General features: G+C 48.1%; 19 protein-coding genes. 1 reads left to right on the top strand and 18 read right to left on the bottom strand.

What is annotated here, in order from left to right; translation table 11 throughout:
• Positions 1–69: 69 nt before the first annotated feature.
• The gene (locus ACTJKZ_RS02150; RefSeq protein ID WP_161734455.1) at positions 70–1,368 is read left to right on the top strand and encodes a succinylglutamate desuccinylase/aspartoacylase family protein; all 1,299 of its coding nucleotides are present in this window, start codon (positions 70–72) and stop codon (positions 1,366–1,368) included.
• Positions 1,369–1,403: 35 nt separating this feature from the next.
• Here the strand turns inward: ACTJKZ_RS02150 and gndA are convergent, their stop codons facing one another.
• The 18 genes from gndA to ACTJKZ_RS02060 all read right to left on the bottom strand — a co-directional run bounded on the left by gndA (position 1,404) and on the right by ACTJKZ_RS02060 (position 24,652).
• Complete coding sequence (gene gndA, locus ACTJKZ_RS02145; RefSeq protein ID WP_033733220.1) at positions 1,404–2,813, bottom strand: NADP-dependent phosphogluconate dehydrogenase; 1,410 nt, start codon at positions 2,811–2,813, stop codon at positions 1,404–1,406.
• A 252-nt stretch (positions 2,814–3,065) separates the two neighbouring features.
• The gene (locus ACTJKZ_RS02140; protein ID WP_222925256.1) at positions 3,066–5,213 is read right to left on the bottom strand and encodes a glycoside hydrolase family 99-like domain-containing protein; all 2,148 of its coding nucleotides are present in this window, start codon (positions 5,211–5,213) and stop codon (positions 3,066–3,068) included.
• Positions 5,214–5,247: 34 nt separating this feature from the next.
• Entirely contained in the window at positions 5,248–7,266 is a 2,019-nt protein-coding gene (locus ACTJKZ_RS02135; protein ID WP_253419271.1) for a methyltransferase domain-containing protein, read from the bottom strand.
• Positions 7,259–8,632, bottom strand: a complete 1,374-nt coding sequence (locus ACTJKZ_RS02130; protein ID WP_222925254.1) for an ABC transporter ATP-binding protein — start codon at positions 8,630–8,632, stop codon at positions 7,259–7,261. Before ACTJKZ_RS02130 ends, ACTJKZ_RS02135 begins: the two co-directional genes overlap by 8 nt.
• A complete protein-coding gene (locus ACTJKZ_RS02125; RefSeq protein WP_222925253.1) occupies positions 8,622–9,455 on the bottom strand; it encodes an ABC transporter permease in 834 nt (277 codons plus the stop codon). Before ACTJKZ_RS02125 ends, ACTJKZ_RS02130 begins: the two co-directional genes overlap by 11 nt.
• A 35-nt stretch (positions 9,456–9,490) precedes the next feature.
• Positions 9,491–10,420, bottom strand: coding sequence for a glycosyltransferase family 2 protein (locus ACTJKZ_RS02120; RefSeq protein ID WP_440829144.1), 930 nt, complete (start codon positions 10,418–10,420; stop codon positions 9,491–9,493).
• A 1-nt stretch (position 10,421) separates the two neighbouring features.
• A complete protein-coding gene (rfbC, locus tag ACTJKZ_RS02115; RefSeq protein ID WP_253419274.1) occupies positions 10,422–10,970 on the bottom strand; it encodes a dTDP-4-dehydrorhamnose 3,5-epimerase in 549 nt (182 codons plus the stop codon).
• Positions 10,970–11,851 (bottom strand): glucose-1-phosphate thymidylyltransferase RfbA, encoded by an 882-nt coding sequence (gene rfbA / locus ACTJKZ_RS02110; RefSeq protein ID WP_222925949.1) that lies wholly within the window; start codon positions 11,849–11,851, stop codon positions 10,970–10,972. Before rfbA ends, rfbC begins: the two co-directional genes overlap by 1 nt.
• Positions 11,852–11,895: 44 nt before the next feature.
• Positions 11,896–12,783 carry a dTDP-4-dehydrorhamnose reductase gene (gene rfbD / locus ACTJKZ_RS02105; protein WP_253419277.1) on the bottom strand — a complete coding sequence of 296 codons (888 nt, stop codon included), beginning with the start codon at positions 12,781–12,783 and terminating at the stop codon, positions 11,896–11,898.
• On the bottom strand, positions 12,783–13,862 hold the full coding sequence (gene rfbB, locus ACTJKZ_RS02100; protein WP_440829143.1) for a dTDP-glucose 4,6-dehydratase: 1,080 nt from the start codon (positions 13,860–13,862) through the stop codon (positions 12,783–12,785). The genes rfbD and rfbB overlap by 1 nt, the downstream gene beginning before the upstream one ends.
• 435 nt (positions 13,863–14,297) lie before the next feature.
• Positions 14,298–15,311, bottom strand: coding sequence for a UDP-glucose 4-epimerase GalE (galE, locus tag ACTJKZ_RS02095; RefSeq protein ID WP_161732306.1), 1,014 nt, complete (start codon positions 15,309–15,311; stop codon positions 14,298–14,300).
• A gap of 42 nt (positions 15,312–15,353) precedes the next feature.
• Positions 15,354–16,256, bottom strand: coding sequence for a UTP--glucose-1-phosphate uridylyltransferase GalF (galF, locus tag ACTJKZ_RS02090; protein WP_161732304.1), 903 nt, complete (start codon positions 16,254–16,256; stop codon positions 15,354–15,356).
• 277 nt (positions 16,257–16,533) lie between these two features.
• Positions 16,534–17,874, bottom strand: coding sequence for a lipopolysaccharide biosynthesis protein (locus tag ACTJKZ_RS02085; RefSeq protein WP_033733234.1), 1,341 nt, complete (start codon positions 17,872–17,874; stop codon positions 16,534–16,536).
• Positions 17,871–19,094 carry a glycosyltransferase gene (locus ACTJKZ_RS02080; protein ID WP_161732302.1) on the bottom strand — a complete coding sequence of 408 codons (1,224 nt, stop codon included), beginning with the start codon at positions 19,092–19,094 and terminating at the stop codon, positions 17,871–17,873. The genes ACTJKZ_RS02085 and ACTJKZ_RS02080 overlap by 4 nt, the downstream gene beginning before the upstream one ends.
• A 4-nt stretch (positions 19,095–19,098) precedes the next feature.
• A complete protein-coding gene (gene wcaK / locus ACTJKZ_RS02075) occupies positions 19,099–20,361 on the bottom strand; it encodes a colanic acid biosynthesis pyruvyl transferase WcaK (RefSeq protein ID WP_260058865.1) in 1,263 nt (420 codons plus the stop codon).
• Between the two features lie 158 nt (positions 20,362–20,519).
• A complete protein-coding gene (locus ACTJKZ_RS02070) occupies positions 20,520–22,736 on the bottom strand; it encodes a phage tailspike protein (protein WP_440829142.1) in 2,217 nt (738 codons plus the stop codon).
• Positions 22,737–22,818: 82 nt separating this feature from the next.
• Complete coding sequence (locus ACTJKZ_RS02065) at positions 22,819–23,853, bottom strand: glycosyltransferase (protein ID WP_161732296.1); 1,035 nt, start codon at positions 23,851–23,853, stop codon at positions 22,819–22,821.
• Between the two features lie 46 nt (positions 23,854–23,899).
• Positions 23,900–24,652 carry a glycosyltransferase family 2 protein gene (locus ACTJKZ_RS02060; RefSeq protein ID WP_150010351.1) on the bottom strand — a complete coding sequence of 251 codons (753 nt, stop codon included), beginning with the start codon at positions 24,650–24,652 and terminating at the stop codon, positions 23,900–23,902.
• Positions 24,653–24,664 lie beyond the last annotated feature (12 nt).

Raw genomic sequence — 24,664 nt, 5'->3', positions numbered from 1 at the left:
GCACTATACTCTAACTTTTTCGGGACGGCGCGCTGTCGTCCTTTGCCGATTAAAGGACATTAACACGGTATGCATCAACAACATCATCCACTGTTAAGCGCCTCTTTAGGCACCCAGCGTGAAATCATCAGTTTCCATTTCGGTGAAGATTACCAGCGTCAGGTTTATATCCAGGCTGCCCTGCATGGCGACGAACTGCCCGGTATGGCGGTGGCGTGGTTTTTAAAGCAGCGACTACAGGCGCTGGAGTCCGCCGGTCAACTTAAAGCCGCCTTTACCCTGGTGCCGGTTGCCAATCCACTGGCGCTGGGACAGCACTGGCATGGCACCCATCTGGGCCGATTCCATACGCTCTCTGGCCAGGACTTCAACCGCCGTTTCCCGTCACTGGGCGCAACCCTGGCGGCCGGGCTGGCTGAAAGTCTGACCCAGAGTGAAACGCAGAATAAGAGTCTGATCCGCGAGGCAATTGATCGCCACTATCGCGATACCGTGCCAAAAACCGAGCTGGATGCGCAGCGCTTTACGCTGATGCGGATGGCCAGTCAGGCCGATCTGATGATTGACCTGCACTGTGACTGGGAAGCCGTGCCGCACCTCTACACGACACCGCACGCCTGGCCGGACATTGAGCCGCTGGCGCGCTGGTTAGGCAGTGAAGTACAGCTGCTGGCGCAGATCTCCGGTGGAGAGCCGTTTGATGAAGCCTGCTGCGAACCCTGGCTGACGCTGGCAGAGCGATTTGGTAAGGATTACCCGATGCCACGCGGATTGCTGCCAGTGACACTGGAGTTGCGAGGCATGCGTGATGTTTCGCCTGAACAGGCCGAGAAAGACGCGGAGGCGATTATTTCAGCGCTGCAGGAAGGCGGCTATATCGGCTACAGCGAACCTTCAATTTCCGTAGAAGTGGCCGCGCCCGTCATTGGTGGCGATGAACTGGTCCCGGCGAGCGCGGGCGGCGATGATGTGGTAGCAATCAATGACGGGCCGATTGGTTTGAACGTACCTGACGTTGCTGAAGCACCGGGAGAGGCGAGCGTGATTAAAGAACGTCACAGCGAAGGATCGTCGGCGGCCTCCCCTTCCCTGAAAAATCCGCCAACGCCGTTAGCGGGCTGTGAATATATTCATTCGCCGGTTTCAGGGTTGATTTTGCATCGCAAACCGCTGGGCGCACTGATTCGTCCGGGAGAAGTGGTGGCTGAGATTGTTGATCCGCTGACCGACCATATTACGCCGCTGGTCGCAGAGTATGGCGGTATTCTCTATGCAAGGCACTGGGTAAGGTTTGCGACAGCGGGCATGCTGGTGGTGCGGCTGGCAGGTGAGCGAGAGATTCGGAGCGGGGATTTGCTGGTAGGATAAAAAAAGGGCTTCCCTCGGGAAGCCCTTTTTAGTGATTAGTCTAACCACTCGGTGTGGAACACACCGTCTTTATCAATGCGCTTGTAGGTATGCGCACCAAAGTAGTCACGCTGCGCCTGAATCAGGTTAGCAGGCAGCACTTCTGAACGATAGCTGTCATAGTAAGCGATCGCCGCAGAGAAGGTTGGCGTCGGGATACCGTTCTGAATCGCATAAGAAACGACATCACGCAGCGCCTGCTGATACTGATCCGCGATATCTTTGAAGTACGGAGCCAGCAACAGGTTAGCGATGCCTGCATCGGCTTCATAAGCATCAGTGATCTTCTGCAGGAACTGGGCACGGATGATGCAGCCAGCGCGGAAGATCTTCGCGATTTCCCCGTAGTGCAGATCCCAGTTGTTCTCTTCTGACGCGGCACGCAGCTGTGAGAAGCCCTGCGCATAAGAGACGATTTTACCGAGGTACAGCGCGCGACGAACTTTCTCGATGAACTCCGCTTTGTCGCCAGTGAAGGCTTTCGCCTGTGGACCGCTCAGTACTTTAGAGGCCGCAACACGCTGCGTTTTCAGCGAGGAGAGATAACGGGCGAAGACAGACTCGGTGATCAGTGACAGAGGCTCACCGAGATCCAGTGAACTCTGGCTGGTCCATTTACCGGTGCCTTTGTTTGCTGCTTCATCCAGAATCACATCAACCAGGTATTTACCGTCTTCGTCTTTCTTGGTGAAGATATCTTTGGTGATGTCAATCAGGTAGCTGCTCAGCTCGCCGTTGTTCCAGTCGGTGAAGGTCTCAGCCAGCTCTTCGTTGTTCAGGCCCAGTGCGCCTTTCAGCAGCGCATAGGCTTCTGCGATCAGCTGCATGTCGCCATATTCGATGCCGTTGTGAACCATCTTCACGTAGTGGCCCGCGCCGTCCGGACCGATATAGGCCACACAGGCTTCGCCATCTTCCGCACGCGCCGCGATCTTATCCAGAATCGGCGCAACCAGCTCGTAGGCTTCTTTCTGGCCACCAGGCATGATGGATGGACCTTTCAGTGCGCCCTCTTCACCGCCGGAAACGCCGGTACCGATGAAGTTGAAGCCCTGGTCAGACAGTTCTTTGTTACGACGGATGGTGTCTTTATAGAAGGTGTTACCGCCATCAATCAGGATGTCGCCTTTATCCAGGTGTGGAGTCAGTGAGGCGATAGTCTTGTCAGTCGCTTCACCCGCCTGAACCATCAGCAGGATACGACGAGGTTTTTCCAGCGATTCAACAAACTCTTCAACGGTGTAAAAAGGAGCAAGCTTCTTGCCCTGGTTCTCGGCGATGACTTCATCAGTCTTTTCACGTGAACGGTTGAAGATTGAAACAGTGTAACCGCGGCTCTCAATGTTAAGAGCCAGATTGCGGCCCATCACTGCCATACCTACAACGCCGATCTGTTGCTTGGACATTACATACTCCTGTCTGTGGTCTCGCATGGTGTTACCCGTAACACCACTTCGTAAGTGATCACTATGTTAACTCAGGATAGCGGATTAAAGGTAATGAATGGTGCGGTAGCACCATTAAATTATGTTAATAAAAATCAACCAGATAGGTTGTTTTGCTAAATAATGCTTCCCAGACTGAAATACACATGAATTTAATAAACACAATCGATAACCTGGCATCAACCTTTGTGAGCATTGATGCCTGACTGAGAGTTAAAGTGATGTGATATCGACTACTTTAAAACCTTGTGAATTAGCTACTGCTCCAGTGACCCTTTCGACACTGTGAGCAAGAGTGCCGTCCAGTTGACCCGCCTCAAGTTCGAACTCTTCTTCGTCTAGCAAGTTGCTGGCCAATGGATCGAGGGCATCTTTTCTAAACCAGAACATGGAACCAGCCGGGAAACTGGTTTTGAATGTCTTGAACAATTCGGGAGAATCCATCCGTGCAAAGAGTTTTTCAAGCCAGTATCTGTTACCCAGATTTATTTCAGGAATTGAAAGATCCGTGATTGAATTTCTCGGTGCAATTATTCCGACATCTTCATGTAGCTCAAAATAGTTGATGATTTTTGCAACATGTTCGCGTGCTCCAAGAAGATCCGCGAAAAGGCTTTCACGCCATTGTTGACCATCAACACGATGCGGTGACTTTTTAGTATGAACCTTACAGATATATTTATAACCAAAGCCATCAGCAACTTTGAGCGCCTTAATGAAAGGCCGAATATCTCGCCCCCTATTATCTACCATCACAAAGAAAACATTTTTAAAGGAAGCTTTTATTTTCTCGAGCGTGCTCAGTTTAACATCGCTGCGCATAGTAATGATTAGGTCAAGCTTATCCTGATATTGAGCGATATATTTTTCGACTAATTCGCAAGCCAGGTCTTCATAATAGGCATGTAAAATAACTGCAGACTTAAATCTGGGTTTAAATTCTTGATTCATATCTGAAATAAGCTGGTTATCACAATCATATTTTAAAAGTGAATTACGAAGAATATTAGCTGTAGCATGTAAATAGGCATAGCCATTGTGACGGTCCGGCTCAAGATGCGCACCTTCAGCCCATTCGTTCCAGGCATTGACAAAGACAAGACGCTCTTCAGGTCTGCGATTCATTGTCGTTTTAATTGCGCTATCAAGCCATTTAGCATAGAGCTCAGGTTTTGCATTATAGAAAGAGAAACCCTGAGTAGGTTTTCGGGCTTCATTATCCCATGATGGCATGACTGCTTTGAAACAGGTAAAATTGTCGTTATCAATTTTACCTGCTCTCAACGCCAGCTCTTCATAATCATAAACCCGCCCTGTAAAGTTTTTATTTAACGGCGTAATACTGTCAGTAATATCTTTAGCACCAATCTGATGCGGTGGGAACTCAACAATAGCGTCAAAGTCATAAGGCTGTGGACTTGAAACATCGAATGCATTAACGACAACAAGGTAAAGACCTGGTAATCCATTTTTAATGGCATGCTCACGCCAGCGTTTACCCGTCTCTTTAGCATCTGGAAGTGAACTTGCACGATAAAGAATAAGCAGTGGCTTACCATCTACTCTGATATAGCGCTCATCCTTAAGTGCAGGCATGATGTCATCTAAAAAGGCAATATCATCTTCTGGAGAATGCTTTTGAGAAATCAAAACATCATTTTCCAGACCGTCCCAGCGACGCGTCCAGTTCTCATTAGCCCAGCATAAACAAAAATCAATATCGAGCGATTTATCTTTAAGGAAATTTTGTACAGGCGTTTCCATCAGACGTTTGCCACCAAACCAGTAATGGTGGAAGCAAAAACCATTGACCCCATACTGTTTTGCTAGATCAATTTGCTGGCGCATGACCTGAGGTAAACGTAAATCATAAAAACCGAGTTCGCCAGGTAAGCGTGGCTGTTGATGCCCAAGATATTGCGGCCTTGCTTTAGTCACGTTTGTCCATTCAGTGAAACCTTCACCCCACCACTCATTATTCTCTTTAAATGGATGAAATTGCGGGAGATAGTAGGCGATGACTTTTACCGGTAAATCAACGCCTTCAAGACTATCGAGCGCCTTAGGTACATAATGACTTTGTTCGTTAACTTTCAGTGAAGCTTTTTTAAAATCAGTTTTTAGCCAAGCCTCAATCAGCGAAGACCTATCATTGATAGATGTTTCATTAAAGGTATCTGTTGAAGCAGGATTATGAGCATAAATGCCAGGGTTATTATTCTTATAGGCTGACTGTAATCTGCTATAGACAGCTTTAACTCCCTCTTCTTTATAAAGCCTGGAGACCAGTTTAATACGATATTTCAAAAGATCGCGATCTCCGGAAGATAACATCTTTTTTGCAAAACGATAGATTTTCAACGTCAATACCCTTATCTGATTTCAGATTGCCAGTTTAGTATTTATTCAGCGATTTAGCAGACCGACTGAAAAATGAAGCTAATTTCCATGCTCTTGATGAAGTAATTTTCTGTAATTTATCCGTTTTGACTTTAACCTCTTCCGTAAGTTTTTCTTCTCTGAATTTTTGTTCAGCGGCAACGCTAAGAAGGTCGTCGATTTGCTCCTGCAACCTCGAACAGGATTCTTGCGCATCGATCAACTCTTTCTCTTTAATATCTAATAAAGTATTTTTACCAAATATCTCCTCACCTTTCTCCTTGATCTGCTTTTCAACATCTTTAATTTGATTTTCAACATTGGTCACAGTTGAGGAGAGATCCTGATTTGTATGATAAACTCTGGCAAGTTCACTTTTATAATCATTTAAGAAGTCACGAACAACGAAAAACGAATTTTTATAGCGTTCAAAAAGATCGTTAGTGTCAACGTTTACTACTTGCGAAACTAGAGCAACCTCTTGTTTTAAGTATTCGTTAAAATGCTCTTCAGTCAGTTCTGGGAAGATTTCTGTTACTATAATTTTAGTAGTGGTAAATATATTAGAATCTGATAGCTCTTTTGTAGGAGCAATGGAGGTTACTCGCAATAGAGAGTTGAATACGCCTCTGAAAACCAGATAGGAAAGCATTAATGGCTTATCAGAGCTTAGTTCTAAATCGAAAATCTCGTAGCCTTGCTCAGTTTTAATAATATTAAATGGAGTTGCGTCCAGGTATTCTGGTGGAAGCTCAGTGTTCCATTTCCAGGAATCCGCATCCTTTCCAGTGACGAGTGCTTTACTGATCCACAGCCTTACCCATTCAGTCACGCTGCTTAATTGCCACCCATGTTTATTAATAATATTTACCAAGCTTAGCCACAGACTTTCGCCTTGATAGAATGGCTCTTCATTAATAAATTCACCTGATATTTTGTAACTTTCAATCTTATAATTACCATTAACCTCAAGAAACTTAATTTTCTTTTGGCTGTCATTAATTCTGGCATCAGAATAATACCAAGCCAACGTATTATCGCTTTCGTGACTTAACTCTGATGCCGAAGCAATCATAAGAAATGAATTTGACAAATCTGAAGCAAGCTTATTATTCCAGATTGTTTTTGTTGACTCTTCTAATGAGAATGTATACGAATCTGGTGCCTGTGCATCTTTATGATGTACTTCACTCACCAAAGGATAAATTATTGAACTGCGCTCTTGATGACCATATGGAGTAATAACTAAAGTTGGCAGTTTGTAGTCAGGAAAAGGAAGAAATTCCTCAATATTGCTGAATCCTACTTTTTTCATCATTTGGATAAGTTCAACTCTACCAAAGGTGCGTACACCATTATTATGGTAAGCATTATTAATACCTACCATTGGTATTCCCAAATGATCTTCCTTGGCTCCAGCTAAATATTTCATGCCGAGTTGGTTTTCGATTGCTACAAATAAAGAACCATCGGATTTCAATCTTTTCTTGCAGAACGACAAAAGTGATAATTGTCCTTCATGGCCCAGGAAACACTGGGCATATTCGAGAACGCCAATCAATAATACGTAATCAAATTCACCTATATCCGGAATTTTATCGCTAGGACAATTGATTACAGTAACATTTGATAGATCCTTGCAACGGTTGCGTGTTATAGATGCTCTTCTTTTACTACCTTCTATGGCAATAACTTCTGCGCCAGCTTCAGCTATGAAACGCGTTATCGCACCACAACCACATCCAATCTCCAGAACACGTTTGCCTTTGAACTTTTTCCCAAATGGCCTCAGTAAGTTAGATCTTTTTGAAGTTAAATGATACTGTGAAGGCCAGTCTTTTATATATCCAGCAAGTTCCTGCGAAAGTACGGAACAGTCCTGAGACTTTGTGACAACGTCCAGAATATAGTTTTCATGATAATCGCCGTCATTATAATTGAATTCCTGCTGATCTTTTTCGGCCCAGATATTGATTTCAGAGTCATAAACGAAATCAGATGATAACAATACTGTTGAAAGTTTTTCTTTATTCACAGTTAATCGAAGCCTCTAAATTTACCAGACCTAAAAACTCTGGGGTAGGTTCTACTGTAATATGAATTGAATCATATCTCCGATCGTGCGGAACTACCTCTCCTGATGTATCATAACTGGCAAGGCCAATCGAAATAAAATAGTCACCCTGGAAAAGACGCATTGGCATTTCAGTATTAACGGTATATGACTTTCCTTCCTCTCCAGCTTCAATGAAAGGCGCTTCTAATATATTGGTATTAGTGTTATAAATTGTTACCCCATCTTTAGTTTTTACAGCAAAACCAAAAATAGGCCTGAAAATAGTTGAGTTGAACTTAATAAGAAACTTAAGCTTGATATTTCCATTGCCCGATACGCTGAAGGGATAAAGATTCTCACCCTGAACAAGTGAAAAGTCCTGAATCTCGGCAGCTCTGTCGCCCCAGCGAAATTCATTAGGATTATAGTTATTGCGATTTTCGAATCCGTTTTCTTCTAGAGTAACGACAGGCTCAATCTCCTGACTTACGTTAAACCTTTCAGTCTGGTCTTTTTCAATTTTACTAGCTGATTTAAGATGGTTATCCTCTTTAATTCGCTTCGCATTTGCTGAGGATGACTTTCCAAAGAGTAGATCCAGATATTTATTAACAATATCTTTTGGGGCACCGTTGCCTACAATCGAACCATCATTAAGTAGTATAGCTTTATCACAATGCGTAATAATCTGTTCAGTAGCATGGGATACAAAAAGAATGGATGTACCATCATTTTTAAGTTGTTTCAATCTGGCAAAACATTTTGCCTGAAATTTAGCATCTCCAACAGCTAATGCCTCATCAACGATTAATATCTCAGGATCTATTTGCGCCTGTACAGCAAATGCAAGACGAACCATCATTCCGCTTGAATAAGTCTTCACCGGATTATTAATAAAGTGACCAATATCGGCAAAAGACAAGATATCATCTAACTTACTATCGATCTCTTCTTTAGTCAGACCTAAAAGCGCGCCGTTCAGATAAACATTTTCACGTCCGGTAAAGTCACCATTAAAACCAGCACCTAATTCAAGTAAGGCAGCAACGCGACCTTGAATATTGACTGATCCCTGGGTAGGGGATAATGTACCTGCAATAATCTGCAATAAGGTTGATTTACCAGAGCCATTCCGTCCGACCACACCCAGCGTTTCGCCTTTAGGTAAATTAAAACTTATATCCTGAAGTGCCCAAAATTCTTCATGGTATACACGAGGTACTTTGCCTAGTTTACGTTCAATATTAGGTACGATAAATTGCTTAAGTCTTCTGACAGGACTATCGAAGACCTGATAGCATTTGCTAACATCGATTATTTCTAATGCATTGTCTTTAGATAACATCAGCAAATCCCTTACGTGTTTTCTGGAACCAGAAGTAGCTTAGCCATAATATTACTGTTGAAACACAACCATATATTAACAATCCGTTAAAATCTGGCATTCTACCCCAGATAACAACTTCCCGAGTTTGCTCAATTATGAATGTCAATGGATTAGATAATATGATGACCTGATATTTCTGAGGTACAGAAGACAGTGGATAAAACACAGGGGAAAGGAAAAGTATTACCGTAATTAACAACGTTATAAACTGTCCTAGATCCCGAATAAATACGCCCAGCGAAGAAATCAAAAAACTCAAAGCCAGTACTAAAATCAATACGGGAATAAATACAACAGGAAGCAGCACCACAGTCCAGTGGATATAACCATTCGCAAAAGTAAATGCAAGTAATAGCACAAAAATATTGATTAACGCCTGAAAGCAAGCGGACAACAATGCTATTACCGGAAAAGAATCAAGTGGAAAAACCACCTTTTTGACATAATTAGCATTATTAAGTATTAATGTGGGTGATTTAGTCAACACTTCACCAAATATCCCATGCACAATAAGTCCCGCGAAAAGAATAATAGCAAACTGTGCTTTTGACTCATTTGCGGCAGCGTTTCCCCAGCGAGCATTAAATACTTCGGAAAAAACAAGCGTATAAACAGCCAACATAAAAACAGGGTTTATGAAAGACCAGAAAATGCCCATTACTGAGCCTTTATATCTGCTTATTACATCGCGCTTGGTCATTTCGAAAATAATATGTCTATTAATATAGGTATTCTTGCATAACGACCACAGCGAAGTATCGTGTTTAGTATTCTGCTGCAAAATTTCACCTTTTTACGAATAAATTTATCTATCGATTATAATTTCTTCAGGACAATGGCAACATATAGACCTAACGTACCTAATAAAGTCTGACGGTACATGCCTAACTTTCTGAATACATACAGTCTTTTAAATAAATTACTATTCCTGGCCACATTAAAGCTTTCAAGAATAAATCTATTCTCCGGGGTGATATTTACGTCTGCTTTATTCAAAGCGTAGATATTGGAATCTATCCACATCTTAAAATGCCCGTCCATAAGACCCGAAATGCGTTTAAATCTGGCCAGCCAGCCTAGATTCGAGCCAACAATATTATTAGTATGTTGCCGATAATTAATTGATGGTTTCGGATCGTAGAAAATATTACCACCTATTGCTGTAATAACTATATATATCCACCAATCGTGAGATATAATTCTTACATCTATGGGGGTTTTATTAATAATATTTCTACCTGCCCGATTTAAGATCATCGTATTGCCGCCAGCTATACTTTGGATAAGGGCATTTTTGAACGATGGCGGCTTACTGAATAGGGGAGACTCACCCAAATGATGACCATTCTCATCGACCAATGAAGTTCGTCCACAATAAACTGAAGGAACATTATGTTTATAACCAGATAAAAGTGATATGCTCCTTGATAATTTGTCTGGCATCCATTCATCATCCTGATCGCTGAATGCATAATAATCAAAAGCATCACCACATTTTTCCAGCAACGATATAAAATTCCAGGCAAATCCTTTGCCTGGACCATCGATTATGACAAAACGCTCACGGCCTAACTTCTCCTGATAATATTTCAATATATCAAGAGTTCCGTCAGTTGATCCATCATCCGAAACAAATACCGTCCATTCGGTTTCAGTCTGATTTATAATTGAATCAATTTGCTGTCTTATATATTGACTGCCATTGTAAGAGCATAAAAGGACTGCGGTACGCGTTTTTTTATCCATCTCAATTGAAAGTTTCTGCGTTATTGAGCAATACGCCATCTTTATCTTTGCCAGACAAAGTCATTTCTTCAACTTCAGGCCATTCAATATTTATCTGCGGATCATTCCACAAAATGCTTCTTTCTGACTGTGGCGCATAATAATTTGTGGTTTTATAAATAAACTGTACACGATCCGAAAGTGTGATGAAACCATGAGCAAAGCCTTCTGGAATCCAGAGCTGACGGTTGTTTTCAGCGCTTAAATGTACGCCGACCCATTGTCCAAATGTTTCTGATGAACGTCTGATATCTACAGCTACATCAAATACTTCCCCTTCAACGCAGCGCACAAGTTTACCCTGGGCATGAGGGGCAAGTTGGTAATGAAGGCCTCTCAACACGCCTTTTTTGGACATTGAGTGATTGTCCTGAACAAAGTCGACATGTCGACCAACGGCATTATCAAAAATTGACTGATTGAAGCTTTCCAGGAAAAAACCACGCTCATCACCAAATACTTTAGGCTCAATGATCTTTACATCAGGAATTTTAGTATCAACAATATTCATTATAAACGTCCTTCAACCAGCGCCATCAGATATTTGCCGTATTCATTTTTAAGATATGGCTTAGCGAGTTCCTGCAATTGCTCTTTATTAATGAAACCCATTCTGAATGCGATCTCTTCCGGGCAGGCAACTTTTAAACCCTGACGTGATTCAATCGTCTGGATAAAATTGTTCGCTTCCATCAGGCTCTGGTGCGTTCCGGTATCAAGCCAGGCATGCCCGCGGCCCATGATGGAAACAGAAAGCTTACCCTGCTCCATGTAAATACGGTTGATGTCCGTAATCTCAAGTTCACCACGTGGTGATGGCGCAAGATTTTTAGCCATTTCTACAACACTGTTGTCATAGAAATAAAGACCGGTCACCGCATAGTTGCTGCGTGGATGTTCAGGTTTTTCTACCAATGAAATTGCTTTGCCTTCGCTGTCGAATTCCACAACGCCATAACGCTCAGGATCGGTAACATGATAAGCAAATACGGTTGCCCCATCATCTTTCATCGATGCGGCTTCAAGTTGCTTGTAGAGGTCGTGACCATAGAAAATATTGTCGCCAAGGATGAGCGCGACTGAGTCGTCACCTATAAACTCTTCACCAATGATAAACGCCTGCGCCAGGCCATCCGGGCTTGGTTGTACTTTATACTGAATTGAGATGCCCCATTGGGAACCATCACCTAACAGGCTCTCAAAGCGCGGTGTGTCCTGCGGTGTACTAATGATCAGGATATCGTTGATTCCTGCCAGCATTAGCGTACTGAGCGGATAGTAAATCATTGGCTTGTCGTAAACCGGCAGCAACTGCTTGCTGACTGCCATCGTTACCGGATAGAGGCGTGTTCCTGAGCCACCAGCGAGAATAATGCCTTTATTCTTTTTCACAATTTCACCTTAAATGGTCAGGCCGCTATTGCGGCCTGTTTCGATTAAATAAGCGTTTCGAGCAACATACGTTCAACGCCGACCGTCCAGTCGGGCAGGTTCAGACCAAAGGTCTGCTGAAATTTCTCTGTATTGAGTCTTGAGTTTGCAGGACGTTTAGCCGGTGTAGGGAATGCACTGGTTGGAACAGCATTGATCGTCTGCACCTGCAGTTCGACACCCTGTGCTTTCGCAAACTCTATGACTTTAGTGGCATAGGCATGCCAGGTCGTCTCACCTGCTGCAATGAGGTGATACAGACCTGCGACATTGCTATTTTCCAGAGCCACTCTGATTGCATGAGCCGTGCAGTCAGCAATAAGCTCAGCGCCGGTAGGTGCACCAAACTGATCGTTTATTACTGACAGGGATTCCCGGTCTTTTGCCAGTTTCAGCATTGTTTTGGCAAAGTTGTTACCCTTCGCGGCATAGACCCAACTGGTGCGAAAAATCAGGTATTTCGTCATATTGCTGACAATAGCCTGCTCTCCTTCCAGCTTGGTCTGACCGTAGGTGTTAAGCGGCGCAGTAGCATCGTCTTCGCGCCATGGTTGATTACCAGAGCCGTCAAAAACATAGTCGGTAGAGTAATGGATTAACCATGCCCCTGTCTCTTCGGCGACTGCAGCCAAAGCTTCAATAGAAGTAGCGTTAATCAGCCGAGCTTTATTCTGCTCTGATTCCGCTTTATCCACCGCAGTGTAAGCGGTGGCATTAACGATAACCGCTGGCTTAATTTTGCGAACCGTTTCAGCAACGCCTTCAGGATTTTCAAAATCACCGCAGTAGTCACGGGAATGACGATCGACCACGATTAAATTGCCTAACGGCGCAAGCGCACGCTGCAATTCCCAGCCGACCTGTCCGTTTTTACCAAACAGCAAAATATCCATTAGCTACGCTTCTCGTAGTTCTGTTCGATCCAGTTCTGATAGGCACCGCTCTTCACATGCTCAACCCACTGAGAATTATTGAGGTACCATTCAACGGTTTTCTTCAGACCCGTTTCAAAGGTCTCTTCCGGTTTCCAGCCAAGATCTTTCTCAATCTTAGCGGCATCAATCGCGTAGCGGCGATCATGTCCCGGACGGTCCTGAACATAGGTGATTTGATCGCTGTACGAGGTTGCTTTGGGACGCAGCTGATCCAGCAGTTCGCAGACTTTCAACACAACATCGATATTTTTCTTTTCGTTATGACCACCGATGTTATAGGTAGTGCCCGTCTCTGCATTTTTAACCACGGTATAGAGCGCGCGCGCGTGATCTTCAACATAGAGCCAGTCACGTATCTGGTCGCCCTTGCCATAGATTGGCAGTGGTTTACCTTCCAGCGCATTGCTGATGATCAGTGGAATGAGTTTTTCCGGGAAATGATAAGGACCGTAGTTGTTTGAGCAGTTGGTTACAATAACCGGCAATTTATAGGTGCGACCCCAGGCGCGAACCAGATGATCGCTGGCTGCTTTTGTTGAGGAGTAGGGACTGCTCGGGGCATAAGGGGTCTCTTCGGTAAACAGCGGTAAATCGCCGTCCATCTCATCCGGATGCGGTAGATCACCATACACTTCGTCAGTAGAAATATGGTGGAAACGAAATGCCGCTTTACGTTCTTCAGGCAATGCGCTCCAGTACTGGCGGCTCGCCTCTAACAGAGCATAGGTGCCTACCACGTTAGTCTGAACAAACTCAGCCGGACCGGTGATCGAGCGGTCTACATGACTTTCAGCGGCCAGATGCATGATAGCATCCGGCTGAAATTCATTTAATGCTGCAGAAATCGCCTGACCGTCGCAAATATCGATCTGCTTAAAGGTGTAGCGTGGGTCGCTGCTGACCTCTTTTAAAGACTCAAGATTGCCTGCATAGGTAAGTTTATCAACGTTTATGACTTCATCATTTGTATTGTTGATAACATGACGTACAACCGCCGAACCGATAAAACCTGCACCACCAGTGATAAGAATCTTCATAACGTGTTTATTCCTGACAAGCTATCTGAGGCATGGACGCCTGAATGAAAAGCAGACAATCATACGCGTTTTCAGAGCACGCTACCGCCCCTGGGTTACAGCCCCCACAATGCTGATTATCTTTGACCGAATGAGTATGCTGACAACATGAACCCGACAGATGTTCAGCATTCAGTTGATTGATATCACTTTATTAATGAAATTAGTTAAGTGGGTTTATCATTCAACAATCGCAAATTCTATCACTCAGGTATAGCTATTACGAATAAAATGCGATTATGCCTTGGGTGTTAGTTCAACTAATGAGCATTTTTATGGCGTAGGGGATGGTTGCTGATGCGTCAGGATGATGCAATCAGAATAGTGGGAAAGGACTGGTAAGATAATTCAAATCAAATATAAGAAAGGCGAACCTGAGTTCGCCTTTCTTTTCAATTACCGAAACCCATCCGGGTTCTTACTCTGCCAGTTCCACGTATCGCGCATCATCTCATCGATTCCGCGCGTCACGCGCCAGTCGAGCTCGCTGTTCGCCAGTGATGCATCGGCCCAGAACGCAGGCAGGTCACCGTCACGGCGTGGCTTGATCTCAAACGGGATCGCCTTACCGGACGCCTTCTCGAATGCCTTAATCATCTCCAGCACGGAGAAGCCTTTGCCGCCGCCCAGGTTGAAGGCGGTGTAGCCTTCCACTTTGCTAAGGTGATCCAGCGCTTTCAGGTGCCCTTCCGCCAGGTCAACCACGTGGATGTAGTCACGCAGGCAGGTTCCGTCTGGCGTATCGTAATCGCCACCAAACACGCCCAGCTTCTCCAGACGACCAATCGCGACCTGCGCGATATAGGGCAGCAGGTTGTTCGGGATGCCGGTCGGGTCTTCACCGATTTCGCCTGACTCATGCGCGCCAACCGGATTGAAGTAACGCAGGGCAATCGCCTTGAACTTCGGCTCCGCTTTGGCGAAGTCGCGCATGACGAATTCGGTCATCAGCTTGGAGGTGCCGTAAGGACTGGTGGTGCCGCCAATTGGCGTAGTCTCAACGTAAGGAACCGGTGCATCTGCGCCGTAGACGGTCGCTGATGAGCTGAAGATAAAGTTCCAGACGCCGGCATCACGCATCTCTTCCAGCAGTACCACTGTGCCCGCGACGTTGTTCTCGTAGTACTCCAGCGGCATACGCGTAGATTCACCGACTGCTTTAAGCGCAGCGAAGTGGATTACGGCTGAAATGCTGTTGGCTGCGAACAGGTCACGCAGACAGGCGCGGTCACGGATATCGCCCTCGACGAAGGTCGCTTTCTTACCCGCCAGTTTCTCCACGCGGTTAATGGCTTCGCGTGAGGCGTTGCAGAGGTTATCCAGAACCACAACATCATCACCGCGCTGCAACAGCGCCAGTACCGTATGGGAGCCGATATAGCCTGCTCCACCCGTTACTAAAATTGCCATGTGAGCTCCTTTCAATCTGCCGCGCATGACGCGGCGATTTAATTACTTTTGTTTTGCGAGAATCGTCTGGATAGCTTCGCGGAAATCGCGACCCTGCGCGTTGTTGCGCAGTCCGTAAGAGACGAACGCCTGCATGTAACCCAGTTTACGACCGCAGTCGAAACTGTGACCGGTCAGCAGAGAGACATCAACCGTTTTGTGCTTACTCAGGCTGGCGATCGCATCGGTCAGCTGGATACGGCCCCATGCGCCTGGCTCCGTGCGTTCCAGTTCTGCCCAGATATCAGCAGAAAGGACATAGCGGCCAACCGCGGCCAGGTCAGAGTTCAGTCCGGTGGTATCTTCAGGCTTCTCAACGAAATCGGTAATGGTGCTGATGTCGCCAGGGTGATCAATCGGCTCTGCAGTGGTGATTACCGAGTACTCAGTGAGATTGGACGCGGGCATATGTTGCGCCAGGACCTGGCTGTGGCCGGTCTCTTCAAAACGGGCAACCATCGCAGCGAGGTTATAACGCATGTGGTCAGCCGTTGAGTCATCCAGCAGAACGTCTGGCAGTACGACCACGAACGGGTTATCACCGATCATCGGACGGGCACAGAGAATCGAGTGGCCCAGGCCCAGCGGCTGTGCCTGACGCACGTTCATGATGGTGACGCCTGGCGGGCAGATAGACTGCACTTCGCTCAGCAGCTGACGCTTCACGCGCGCTTCCAGCAGCGCTTCGAGTTCATAAGTGGTGTCGAAGTGGTTTTCTACGGCATTTTTCGATGCATGCGTGACCAGCACAATCTCTTTAATACCCGCGGCAACACACTCGTCAATGATGTACTGAATCATCGGTTTGTCGACGACAGGCAGCATCTCTTTCGGAATGGCTTTAGTCGCAGGGAGCATATGCATACCGAGGCCCGCAACCGGGATTACTGCTTTAAGCTTGGTCATATTTATTCCGTTTAATAAAATGAAGATGTGGGTCGATTATGCAGGATCGGCCGGAAGAGCAAGTATAATCTTTATCTGAAAAGCGGACAGTAACTCTCTGTCATAACTTGGAAATTCGGCATTTTGCCCATTGCCAGCAACACCATAAACTGAATAAAGACAATCAGTAATCGAATATTGCCACTGTGACCTACAGCACTCTTCGTTGCATGGCTGAGACCAGCTATAAATGAAAACGGGCGACCCTGAGGCCGCCCGTTGATATAACGCTTTGTAATCAGAGCCAGCCTTCAAACCACTCTGGCATCACAAACAGATTAAAGTGATTTACCAGCAGCATCACGCCAACAAATACCACCGACACGGCCACCCACTGCCGGGCATAAGGAATAAACCGAATGCCAATCACCGGCTTGATAAAGAATGGATGCGCCAGTGCCGAGATCAGAATCTGCGAGATGGAGAGCGTCAGCGCGACGTAGAGCACGTTTGGCCAGATAAAGGTGGTCGCCAGTACCGCCAGGACCACAATGCTCGCCACGATGTTCCAGTAGAACTCAACGTTGGTCCGTCCGTTGGCCTGGGAAATTGCCCCGGTCAGCCCCCCCATCGGCCGCAGCATACCAAACAGCAGCATCAGCGGGATCAGGTGATAGACCTGCTCATGTGATGCGCCATAGAGCACACGCACAATAACCGGCGAGAAGATACCAATGGCCAGATACATGGCGCTGCTGAACAGCATGATCCCCAGCGTACCTTTCAGGAACAGCTTTTTCAGCTGCTCGGCATCGTGCTGTTTCTCAGCAAAGCGCGGCAGTGCCAGACGATTAATCACCGGCGTGACAAGCTTCAGCGGTTGCAGCACCAGCTCTTTCGCCAGCGAGTAAACGCCCAGCATCTCAGCACCCATGACTTTACCGACCACCAGCGCATCCGCCTGGGTACGTAACTGGTTAATGGTCTGCGAACCGAGCTGATAGCTGCCGTAGCGAATCGCGCCGAAGAAGGTCGCTTTGTCGAACTCCCAGGTCGGACGCCACGACTTCTCACCCAGTGCAATCATGCAAAGGATGCGCGTAAAGGCGTTGATGAACAGACCCAGAATTGCCGCCGCCACCGTCAGCGAGGTGAACTCCAGCATCGCCACGACACAGAGGAAGGCAAACAGTTTGGTGCCCATCTCAATCTTCGCCAGCGAGACCATCCGCTTGGTTTTGATGTAGTGCGCCTGATATTGCGACAGGTGCCCCAGCACCAGGAAGTTCAGGCTGGTCAGCATGATCAGCCCGGTCAGCTCCGGCAGGTGATAGAACCAGGAGACCGGGAAGGCGATCAGCAACATGATCAACCCGGTACACAGGCTGAGCGAGACGTTCACCCAGTAGATGGTGCTCTGCTCACGACGGGTAATGTTCTGGCGATGCACCAGATAACTGCTCATCCCCATATCCTGCAACACACCCGCCACCGCCAGGATGGCGTTGATGATGGCTAACAGGCCCAGCTCGTGGGTTTCCAGTTTGCGGGCGAGAAAGCTCAGCTGTGCAACCTGCAGCACCGCAGAAAAGCAGGTACTGCCGAACAGCCAAATCGCCTGTGACTTAAATCCACTCACACCAGTCGCTCCAGAATCTGTGCCAGTTCGCCGTAGGCGATATGCTGATTAAATTCAGTCTCAACTTTGTGACGGGCGGCCGCGACCACGGGCGCCACATCGACTTCGCCCTGAGACAACTTCAGCAGCGTTTCCGCCAGCGCCTCGGGGTCGTCCTCTTCCACCAGCCAGCCAGAAACGTTGTTCTCAATCAGCTCCGGAATGCCGCTGTGGAAGGTAGAGACCACAGGCAGGCCAACCGCCATCGCTTCCATCAGTGCGACCGGAATACCCTCCATATCGCCATCTGCGGCGGTTTTGGACGGCAGCAGGAAGATGTCAGCCTCGCTTAGCGCACGACGGATCTCCTCCTGCGGCTTAAAGCCCGGCATGCTGACACAATCTTCCATCCCCTCACGGGCGATGAAATCACGCATCATCTCATCCTGATCGCCGTTGCCGATAATGGTGTACTGAAACTGACCGCCACGCTGCTTCAGGATGGCGCTGGCTTTCACCGCCACATCCAGGCCTTTTTTCTCGGTCAGACGCGCCACCGAAACGATACGGAGCGGCGTATGGAACGCCTGGCGCGGCTGGAAGTTAAACTTCTCCGGCTCAATGCCCATACGCGTCACGTGAATTTTATCCGGCGGGCACCCCATCTCAATCAGCTTGTTCTCCCACAGATGGCTGATGGGCAGCATCAGCTCACTCTGGCGGAACAGATTCACGTAGTCGAGTTTGTGCTCTTCCAGAATGTGACGGCGGGAAATATCAGCGCCATGAAACACGGTCGCCTGTTTACCCTTAAGCACGCCCAGTTCACGCAGTTTGTTTGCCAGTGCGCCGGCATAGCCGAAATGCACCAGAAACACATCTGCGGTAAAGGTCTGCTTAGCATTCGCTACAATCGACGGCAGCAGCAGTTTGCTGGACTGCGCGCCATAACGGCGTACATTCAGCGAACGCAGCAGCGACGGCTTCGTTACTTTTGGCAGCACCAGTTTGATACGCTGGTTCAGCTTATCAACAATCGAGACTTTCTCTTCCGGCAGCAGATAGTGCGTCTTCGCCGCCAGACCATACTCATCAAACGCCGCATGCCGGTTCACTAAATCGCCGGGAAAGACTGAAATAATCTCCACCTCGTAACCGGCATCAATAAAATGGGTCACCTGATTTAGAACGAATGTCTCAGAGGCAACCGGGAAACGCATGGTGAAAAAAGTCAGTTTCATCACATTACCCTAATACTTTGAGAATCTCTTCAGTGATCCGGTTGCCAATTTCCCTTTCATTCGCAACGGCCGTATTGACCTTAAGCTTAATGTTGTCGTAATCGGCAAGAACCGTTTTCACCTTGTCGATCAGCGAGCCGTCCATCAGGCTTTTCACATCGGTTGCCATCTGCGGCAGACCCAACTGGTTCATTACACCCATCGACTTGTGCTCATAGTTGATTGCCACAGCCGGGGTGCCAAAGTTCATGGAGATAATCGCCGAGTGCAGGCGGGTACCGATGGTCAGATGGCAGTGACTCAGCAGAATGCCCAGCTCCAGGTCATTAAACTCGTCCATGATGACATGGTAATGTTCCGGCTGCGCCACGTGGTCACGCAGCGTCAGTGCCACCATGCGGTCATCTTTGGCATAGCTGTCGATGCCGGTACAGGTGGAGAACGCCACAACCTGATAGCCTTCAGCAATCATGGCATTAATCACCCGGCCAAACGCCGCTTCATACTCTTTCTGTGTGACACCCAGACGTTTATCAAACGGCGCCAGTTCACGCACGGTAATCGCGATGGTTTTACGGCCATCGATAATGCCCTGCCAGTAAAGCAGGTTATGGCTCGGGTTTTCGACTTCACGCGCACGCACCAGGAAAGCGGTATCCACACCCGATGCCACTTTAGAGCTGGTCACGCCATCGCGTTTCATCAGATCAAGGCTGACCGATTCACGCAGCACCAGGCTGTCGACCCGATCAAAAACAAAATTTGCCAGCGCATTGACGCGCGGGTTCTGGAAAGGTCCCACTGAGTGGCCGATCAGATAGATCGGTTTTTTCGCCATCAGCGCACAGAGCGCATGGTCAAACTGGGTCACGCCATAGAGATCGACGAAGAAGGATCCGCCAACCTGAATAATCGCATCATATTTTGCCAGGCTTTCGGTAAAGGCCTTCAGGTGAGGCGGCACAGAGAACGACTTAAAGATCCCGCCCTTGCCCAGATGCGCCATCATGATATCGGGCATCAGACGATTCGCCACTTTACGCTTAAACGAACCGACCAGACCTTTACCTGATTTGCTGTTGTGCAGATACAGCGCATCCTGCTGAATATCCTGCTGGAGCAGATAACCGGAGCTGGTTGGATAACGGCTAATAACATCAATGTCTAAATCACTGCGTGCAGACTTCATTGAATCGATTAGTCCACGAAGAATCGCGCCATCCCCGCGATTCCCACACGTATGGTTACCCACCAATAAAATTTTCATAACAACTCCGAATAAATTTTTTTAATTCTGTAAGCCGCCCAGATCCGAAATGGGCAAAATGAACGCTGTTTAAAGTCATGCTTTACGGGATAACGCACCCAAAGGTACTGCTCCTGTTAAACCGGCCGCCTCCATTCTGGCGGCCCTGATACAAGGGGTTATGACTTAATCGCGAAGTAAGGCAACGCAACCTGTTTACCGTTGATCACCACGGAAACAAAGCCTTCCGGCTTACTGGTATCGACCTGCCCGGCGGAGAGCGGACGGGAAGCCATCAGCAGATCGCCCTGCTCGTTGGCACCCACGCCCGCTTTGCCGTTGTGCAGGCTGAAACGCTGCGGCGCGCGTTTGGCCGCGTCACCCGATGGCGGATTGCCCTTCTCCATCTTTGCATTGACCCGCGCACAGCGACCGGTCACAAAGCGATCTTTACCGGTGGTTTTCACCAGCACGGCCGCCGACGGCGTCCAGCCCGCCAGTTTGACGAAGATACGGACATCGGTGTCATGCTCAGCCACGTAGCGCACATCCACAATCGGGCTGCTGCCTTCGGCCGACCAGCTCGCTTCCGACAGGTCTTTCTTGCGCTGCACGTGGATCACTGCGCGGCCGCCGGTGGTCTTGTCGCCAATCAGGTTCATCAGCGGCTTATCGCCACTGCCGTTACTGAACTGCGACTGACCGAAGATTTCGATCTCCCACGAATCACCCACCGTCGGTGAGTAGAGGCTGCCAAGGTCAAACCAGGTCTCCTGGTTCGTATTGTTCTCTAAACGCCAGCGCGAGGTGATGTAGTTATAATTCAGGCTGCCATCCAGCGCGACGCCGTAAGACTCCACACGGGTCGAGCCCATTTCCCAGATACTGAGCAGACGATCGCCCTGCATGGAGTTATCTATCCAGCTGCCCGACTGCAGGCTGGTCTGACGCATATTCAGGCGGCTGTTATGGGCGATAAGCGGATTCTTACAATCTTCCAGGCTTAATGCATCGATAATCCACTGGCCGTTGGAGATATCGCCTGGATTATCACAGTGCTCAATCCAGCCATTGTGAATAATCGACTGGGCGCAGCGCGCCAGGTTAAGAACCTTGCCGCCGCGACAGTGCTGCGCATTGAAGTTTGACAGCTCGATTGCGGTACTGTGATCCCAGTTGCCCTGCTTCTGACCAGACCAGCCTGCTTTGATCACATCACCGCTGCAGCGTGAGGCGTACCACTGATCGATTTTGCAATCGAGCGTATCCTGCAGACTGATGGCCGTGCCGCCTACTGCGGTAAAGCGCAGGCAGGCCCCACGGAAAAATTGTCCGCCAGGACACGTGTTATGGAAAAAGCCCTGCTGATTCGGGTTTTTATCGCTATTACCGTTAAAAATCAGGTTAGAAAGCTCGACCCGACGGGCATTCATCTCAAAAACAAAATCTGACTTACCATCAGAGACAATCGTGGTCGCCGGGAAGTAGCCGAAGTTAACCATCGCCCCTGAGATGCGGAATAGATTGAGATTCTTCTCGCCCAGATTACAGGCGGAAACCATAAAGGTCCCGGCCGGGAACTGGACGCAGATCTGCTGGTTAGCCTGCTGTGACCAATTGAACATTGCCATAATGGCAGGGGCTGTATCGGTCTGGCCATCGGCAATCGCACCGAAATCAAACAGCGTCAGACGGTTGAAATCGTCTACCACACGACGCCATGAGAAGCCCTCACCGGCAATGTTTACGCCGCCATCATTCTGAGTGGACTGGAAGCTACCGACAAACTCACCGCCGCCGACTTCCCGTCCTTCATGCCAGCTTTTGAGCTTAACCTTGGCCCCTTCAAACAGCGGACGGGTTTTGCGTAACTCCGCGACAGACGCGATCTCGCCAATCAGCTGATAACCCGCCGGCTGAGCCAGACGCTGACTGAAATCAGCGGCGCCCGGACGGCTGACATCGGCGATATTAAACACGGTCTGACCGTTGTTGTCCTCGACCGTCATCGAATGAGAAGGATCGGCAATCAGCGCAGCGTTGTCCTGAATAAACTGGGTAAAATTGCCCTTGTTCAGCGCGATAGGCTGAGCAATCTCAGACACTTTACCGCTGGCATCGCGCAGGAAGACCGGAATCTGGTTACCCGGTTTGCTGGCATCCACACCCGCTTTACCAATCCAGAGTTTGCCCTCAAAGCCCTGCCAGAACTGTGGTGGCATGGCGTAGACATTCTCTGGCGTCAGGATAGGCACGTCGCCTTTAGGGATAGCAGCCGCATCAACCGGCTTCAGGGCAATGCCGTTACTTTTTGCAGCGTAGCTGGAAAAGGTGCTCACGGAGAGAGCCCCCACCAGAGCGGAGGCGGCGGTCTGTAAAACTTCTCTTCTTTTCATGCATCAATTCCCGTAGTCAATAAGGCCATTGGCCATGGCGGTGTCCCTGAGGCACGTCGCAAGTGAGCTTTTCCAGCTTCTGTTAAACCAATGACAGCCAGCTTTGCTTAATCTGGTTACCGTCAAATTTCAGCGCGGTTTGTCTGGTTTTTTCGCTCATGGCATAGAACAGCGCGTCATCGGTGGCAAGCTGCTCCATTCGGGCCAGAAACGTGGCTTTGTCATTCATCGGGACCAGGAATCCATCTTCACCGTGGTTGATGATCTCCTGCGGCCCGGTCGGGCAGTCATACGCGACGACCGGCAGTGACCAGGATTTCGCTTCCAGCAGCACCAGTGGCAAACCTTCATAGCGCGACGTCATCAGCGCCATGTCGCTGTCGCGATAATAGTCATTGATATTGCTGACCTTGCCGACAAACTTCACGCTGTCGGTAATGCCCAGCACGGCCGCCTGGTCATGCAGTTGCTGACGCAGTTCGCCGTCACCAGCAATCACCAGCGTCCAGTCGGCATGAGTGCGGGAGAAGTCGCGCCAGATATCCAGCAGCAGATCAAAGCCCTTCTGATTATCCAGACGGCCCACCGCCAGCGCCTGGCGATGACGGGTCTGACGCTGATAGCCTTTGTATACCACCGGGTTGGGGATTGGCTTGCTGGGAATGCGCCAGCGGCTGAACACCTGATGATCTTTTTCGGTCAGAACAATCACGCGATCGTAGTAGCGCAGCAGCAGAAACTTGAGGAACTTAATCGGTTTGCTGAAGGAGTTAATGGCGATATGTTCGCAGGCGTAGGCTTTGCCTCGCTTCTTCTTCATGGCCAGCAGATTCCAGAAGGCGAACATCACGCTCAGGCGACCCATGCTGATCAGGAAGACGGTATCGAAACCCTCTTCGTTAATTCGCGCTACCGCGCTTTTAATCGGGTTGCTCTGCCCTTCGAAGCTGACGATTTCTCTGACATGCTCAAACGGATAAAAGGTTTTACCGCTACCTTCCAGCGAGTAGATGGTGACGTCATGCGTTTCGCCAAGACACTCTGACATAAAGTTACAGATGTTCTCGGTGCCCGCATACGAATAAGCATCTTTGATCACCAGGACAATTTTTTTCATGAAACGCTATCCACCTCAAATTTTAAAGACAATCCTGCCGACAGGCTTAACGATGCTTAAGGGTAAATAGCACACCATTCACCATATACCAGGCGTAATAGTAATAGATTTTTAACGGATTGTTTTTATAGATAATTCTTAATAGTTCAAGGTGCCACTGGGCCGCTTTGTTCTTATTACGCGAAAGGGAATCGCCTAACTCGTAATAGTTGACCAGAATCGTCTGAATTACGCGTGCCTGCTTATAGCGGGTGAATAATTCATACAAAAACAGGAAATCTTCGTGTCCTTTTCGCTGGAAGAACAGACCCTGCGGTGGACGGCGGAAACAGACAGAAGAGAAACAGACGCGATACTGCTTCTTCACAAAGTTTTCCTGCTGCAGGTAAGGTTTGCTGTAGGTGATGTCGTGCTCAGCTTTGCGGGTTTTATAGTGATATTCGGTAATCACAAAATCATCACCCGCCGCGATGGCCGCAACCTGCTGGGTCAGTTTATCGGCGTGCCACTCATCGTCGCTGTCGAGAAACGCGATAATCTCTTCAGTCGCCGCGCGCAGCCCGACGTTGCGGGTCTCTGCTGCACCCATGTTGACGGCGTTATCCAGAATAGTAATGCGCGGGTCCTGACAATGCTCGCGCACAAATTCCAGCGAGTCATCGGTGGACTTATCATTAACCAGATAGAGGTGCCAGTCGGTATAGCGCTGATTGATAACCGATTGCACAGCGCGTAATACCGTCTGACGTGCATTATACATAGGCATGACAATGCCAACGGTTCCAACAGAAGTATTCATCTTCAACCCTGA

Source organism: Pantoea sp. 22096 (genome assembly GCF_052045955.1).
Classification (GTDB): Bacteria; Pseudomonadota; Gammaproteobacteria; order Enterobacterales; family Enterobacteriaceae; genus Pantoea; species Pantoea alfalfae.
Note: the sequence above shows the minus strand (reverse complement) of the source record. Positions and strands in the feature narration are given on the sequence as shown.

Bases quoted from the DNA above. Each gene is read 5' to 3' on its own strand.
- rfbC (WP_253419274.1), bottom strand. From the start codon at position 10,970: ATGAATATTGTTGATACTAAAATTCCTGATGTAAAGATCATTGAGCCT.
- ACTJKZ_RS02130 (WP_222925254.1), bottom strand. From the start codon at position 8,632: ATGTTATCTAAAGACAATGCATTAGAAATAATCGATGTTAGCAAATGC.
- ACTJKZ_RS02060 (WP_150010351.1), bottom strand. From the start codon at position 24,652: ATGAATACTTCTGTTGGAACCGTTGGCATTGTCATGCCTATGTATAAT.
- ACTJKZ_RS02080 (WP_161732302.1), bottom strand. From the start codon at position 19,094: ATGAAACTGACTTTTTTCACCATGCGTTTCCCGGTTGCCTCTGAGACA.
- galE (WP_161732306.1), bottom strand. From the start codon at position 15,311: ATGGCAATTTTAGTAACGGGTGGAGCAGGCTATATCGGCTCCCATACG.
- galF (WP_161732304.1), bottom strand. From the start codon at position 16,256: ATGACCAAGCTTAAAGCAGTAATCCCGGTTGCGGGCCTCGGTATGCAT.
- ACTJKZ_RS02150 (WP_161734455.1), top strand. From the start codon at position 70: ATGCATCAACAACATCATCCACTGTTAAGCGCCTCTTTAGGCACCCAG.
- ACTJKZ_RS02120 (WP_440829144.1), bottom strand. From the start codon at position 10,420: ATGGATAAAAAAACGCGTACCGCAGTCCTTTTATGCTCTTACAATGGC.
- wcaK (WP_260058865.1), bottom strand. From the start codon at position 20,361: ATGAAAATTTTATTGGTGGGTAACCATACGTGTGGGAATCGCGGGGAT.
- rfbB (WP_440829143.1), bottom strand. From the start codon at position 13,862: ATGAAGATTCTTATCACTGGTGGTGCAGGTTTTATCGGTTCGGCGGTT.
- gndA (WP_033733220.1), bottom strand. From the start codon at position 2,813: ATGTCCAAGCAACAGATCGGCGTTGTAGGTATGGCAGTGATGGGCCGC.
- ACTJKZ_RS02065 (WP_161732296.1), bottom strand. From the start codon at position 23,853: ATGAAAAAAATTGTCCTGGTGATCAAAGATGCTTATTCGTATGCGGGC.
- ACTJKZ_RS02070 (WP_440829142.1), bottom strand. From the start codon at position 22,736: ATGAAAAGAAGAGAAGTTTTACAGACCGCCGCCTCCGCTCTGGTGGGG.
- rfbD (WP_253419277.1), bottom strand. From the start codon at position 12,783: ATGGATATTTTGCTGTTTGGTAAAAACGGACAGGTCGGCTGGGAATTG.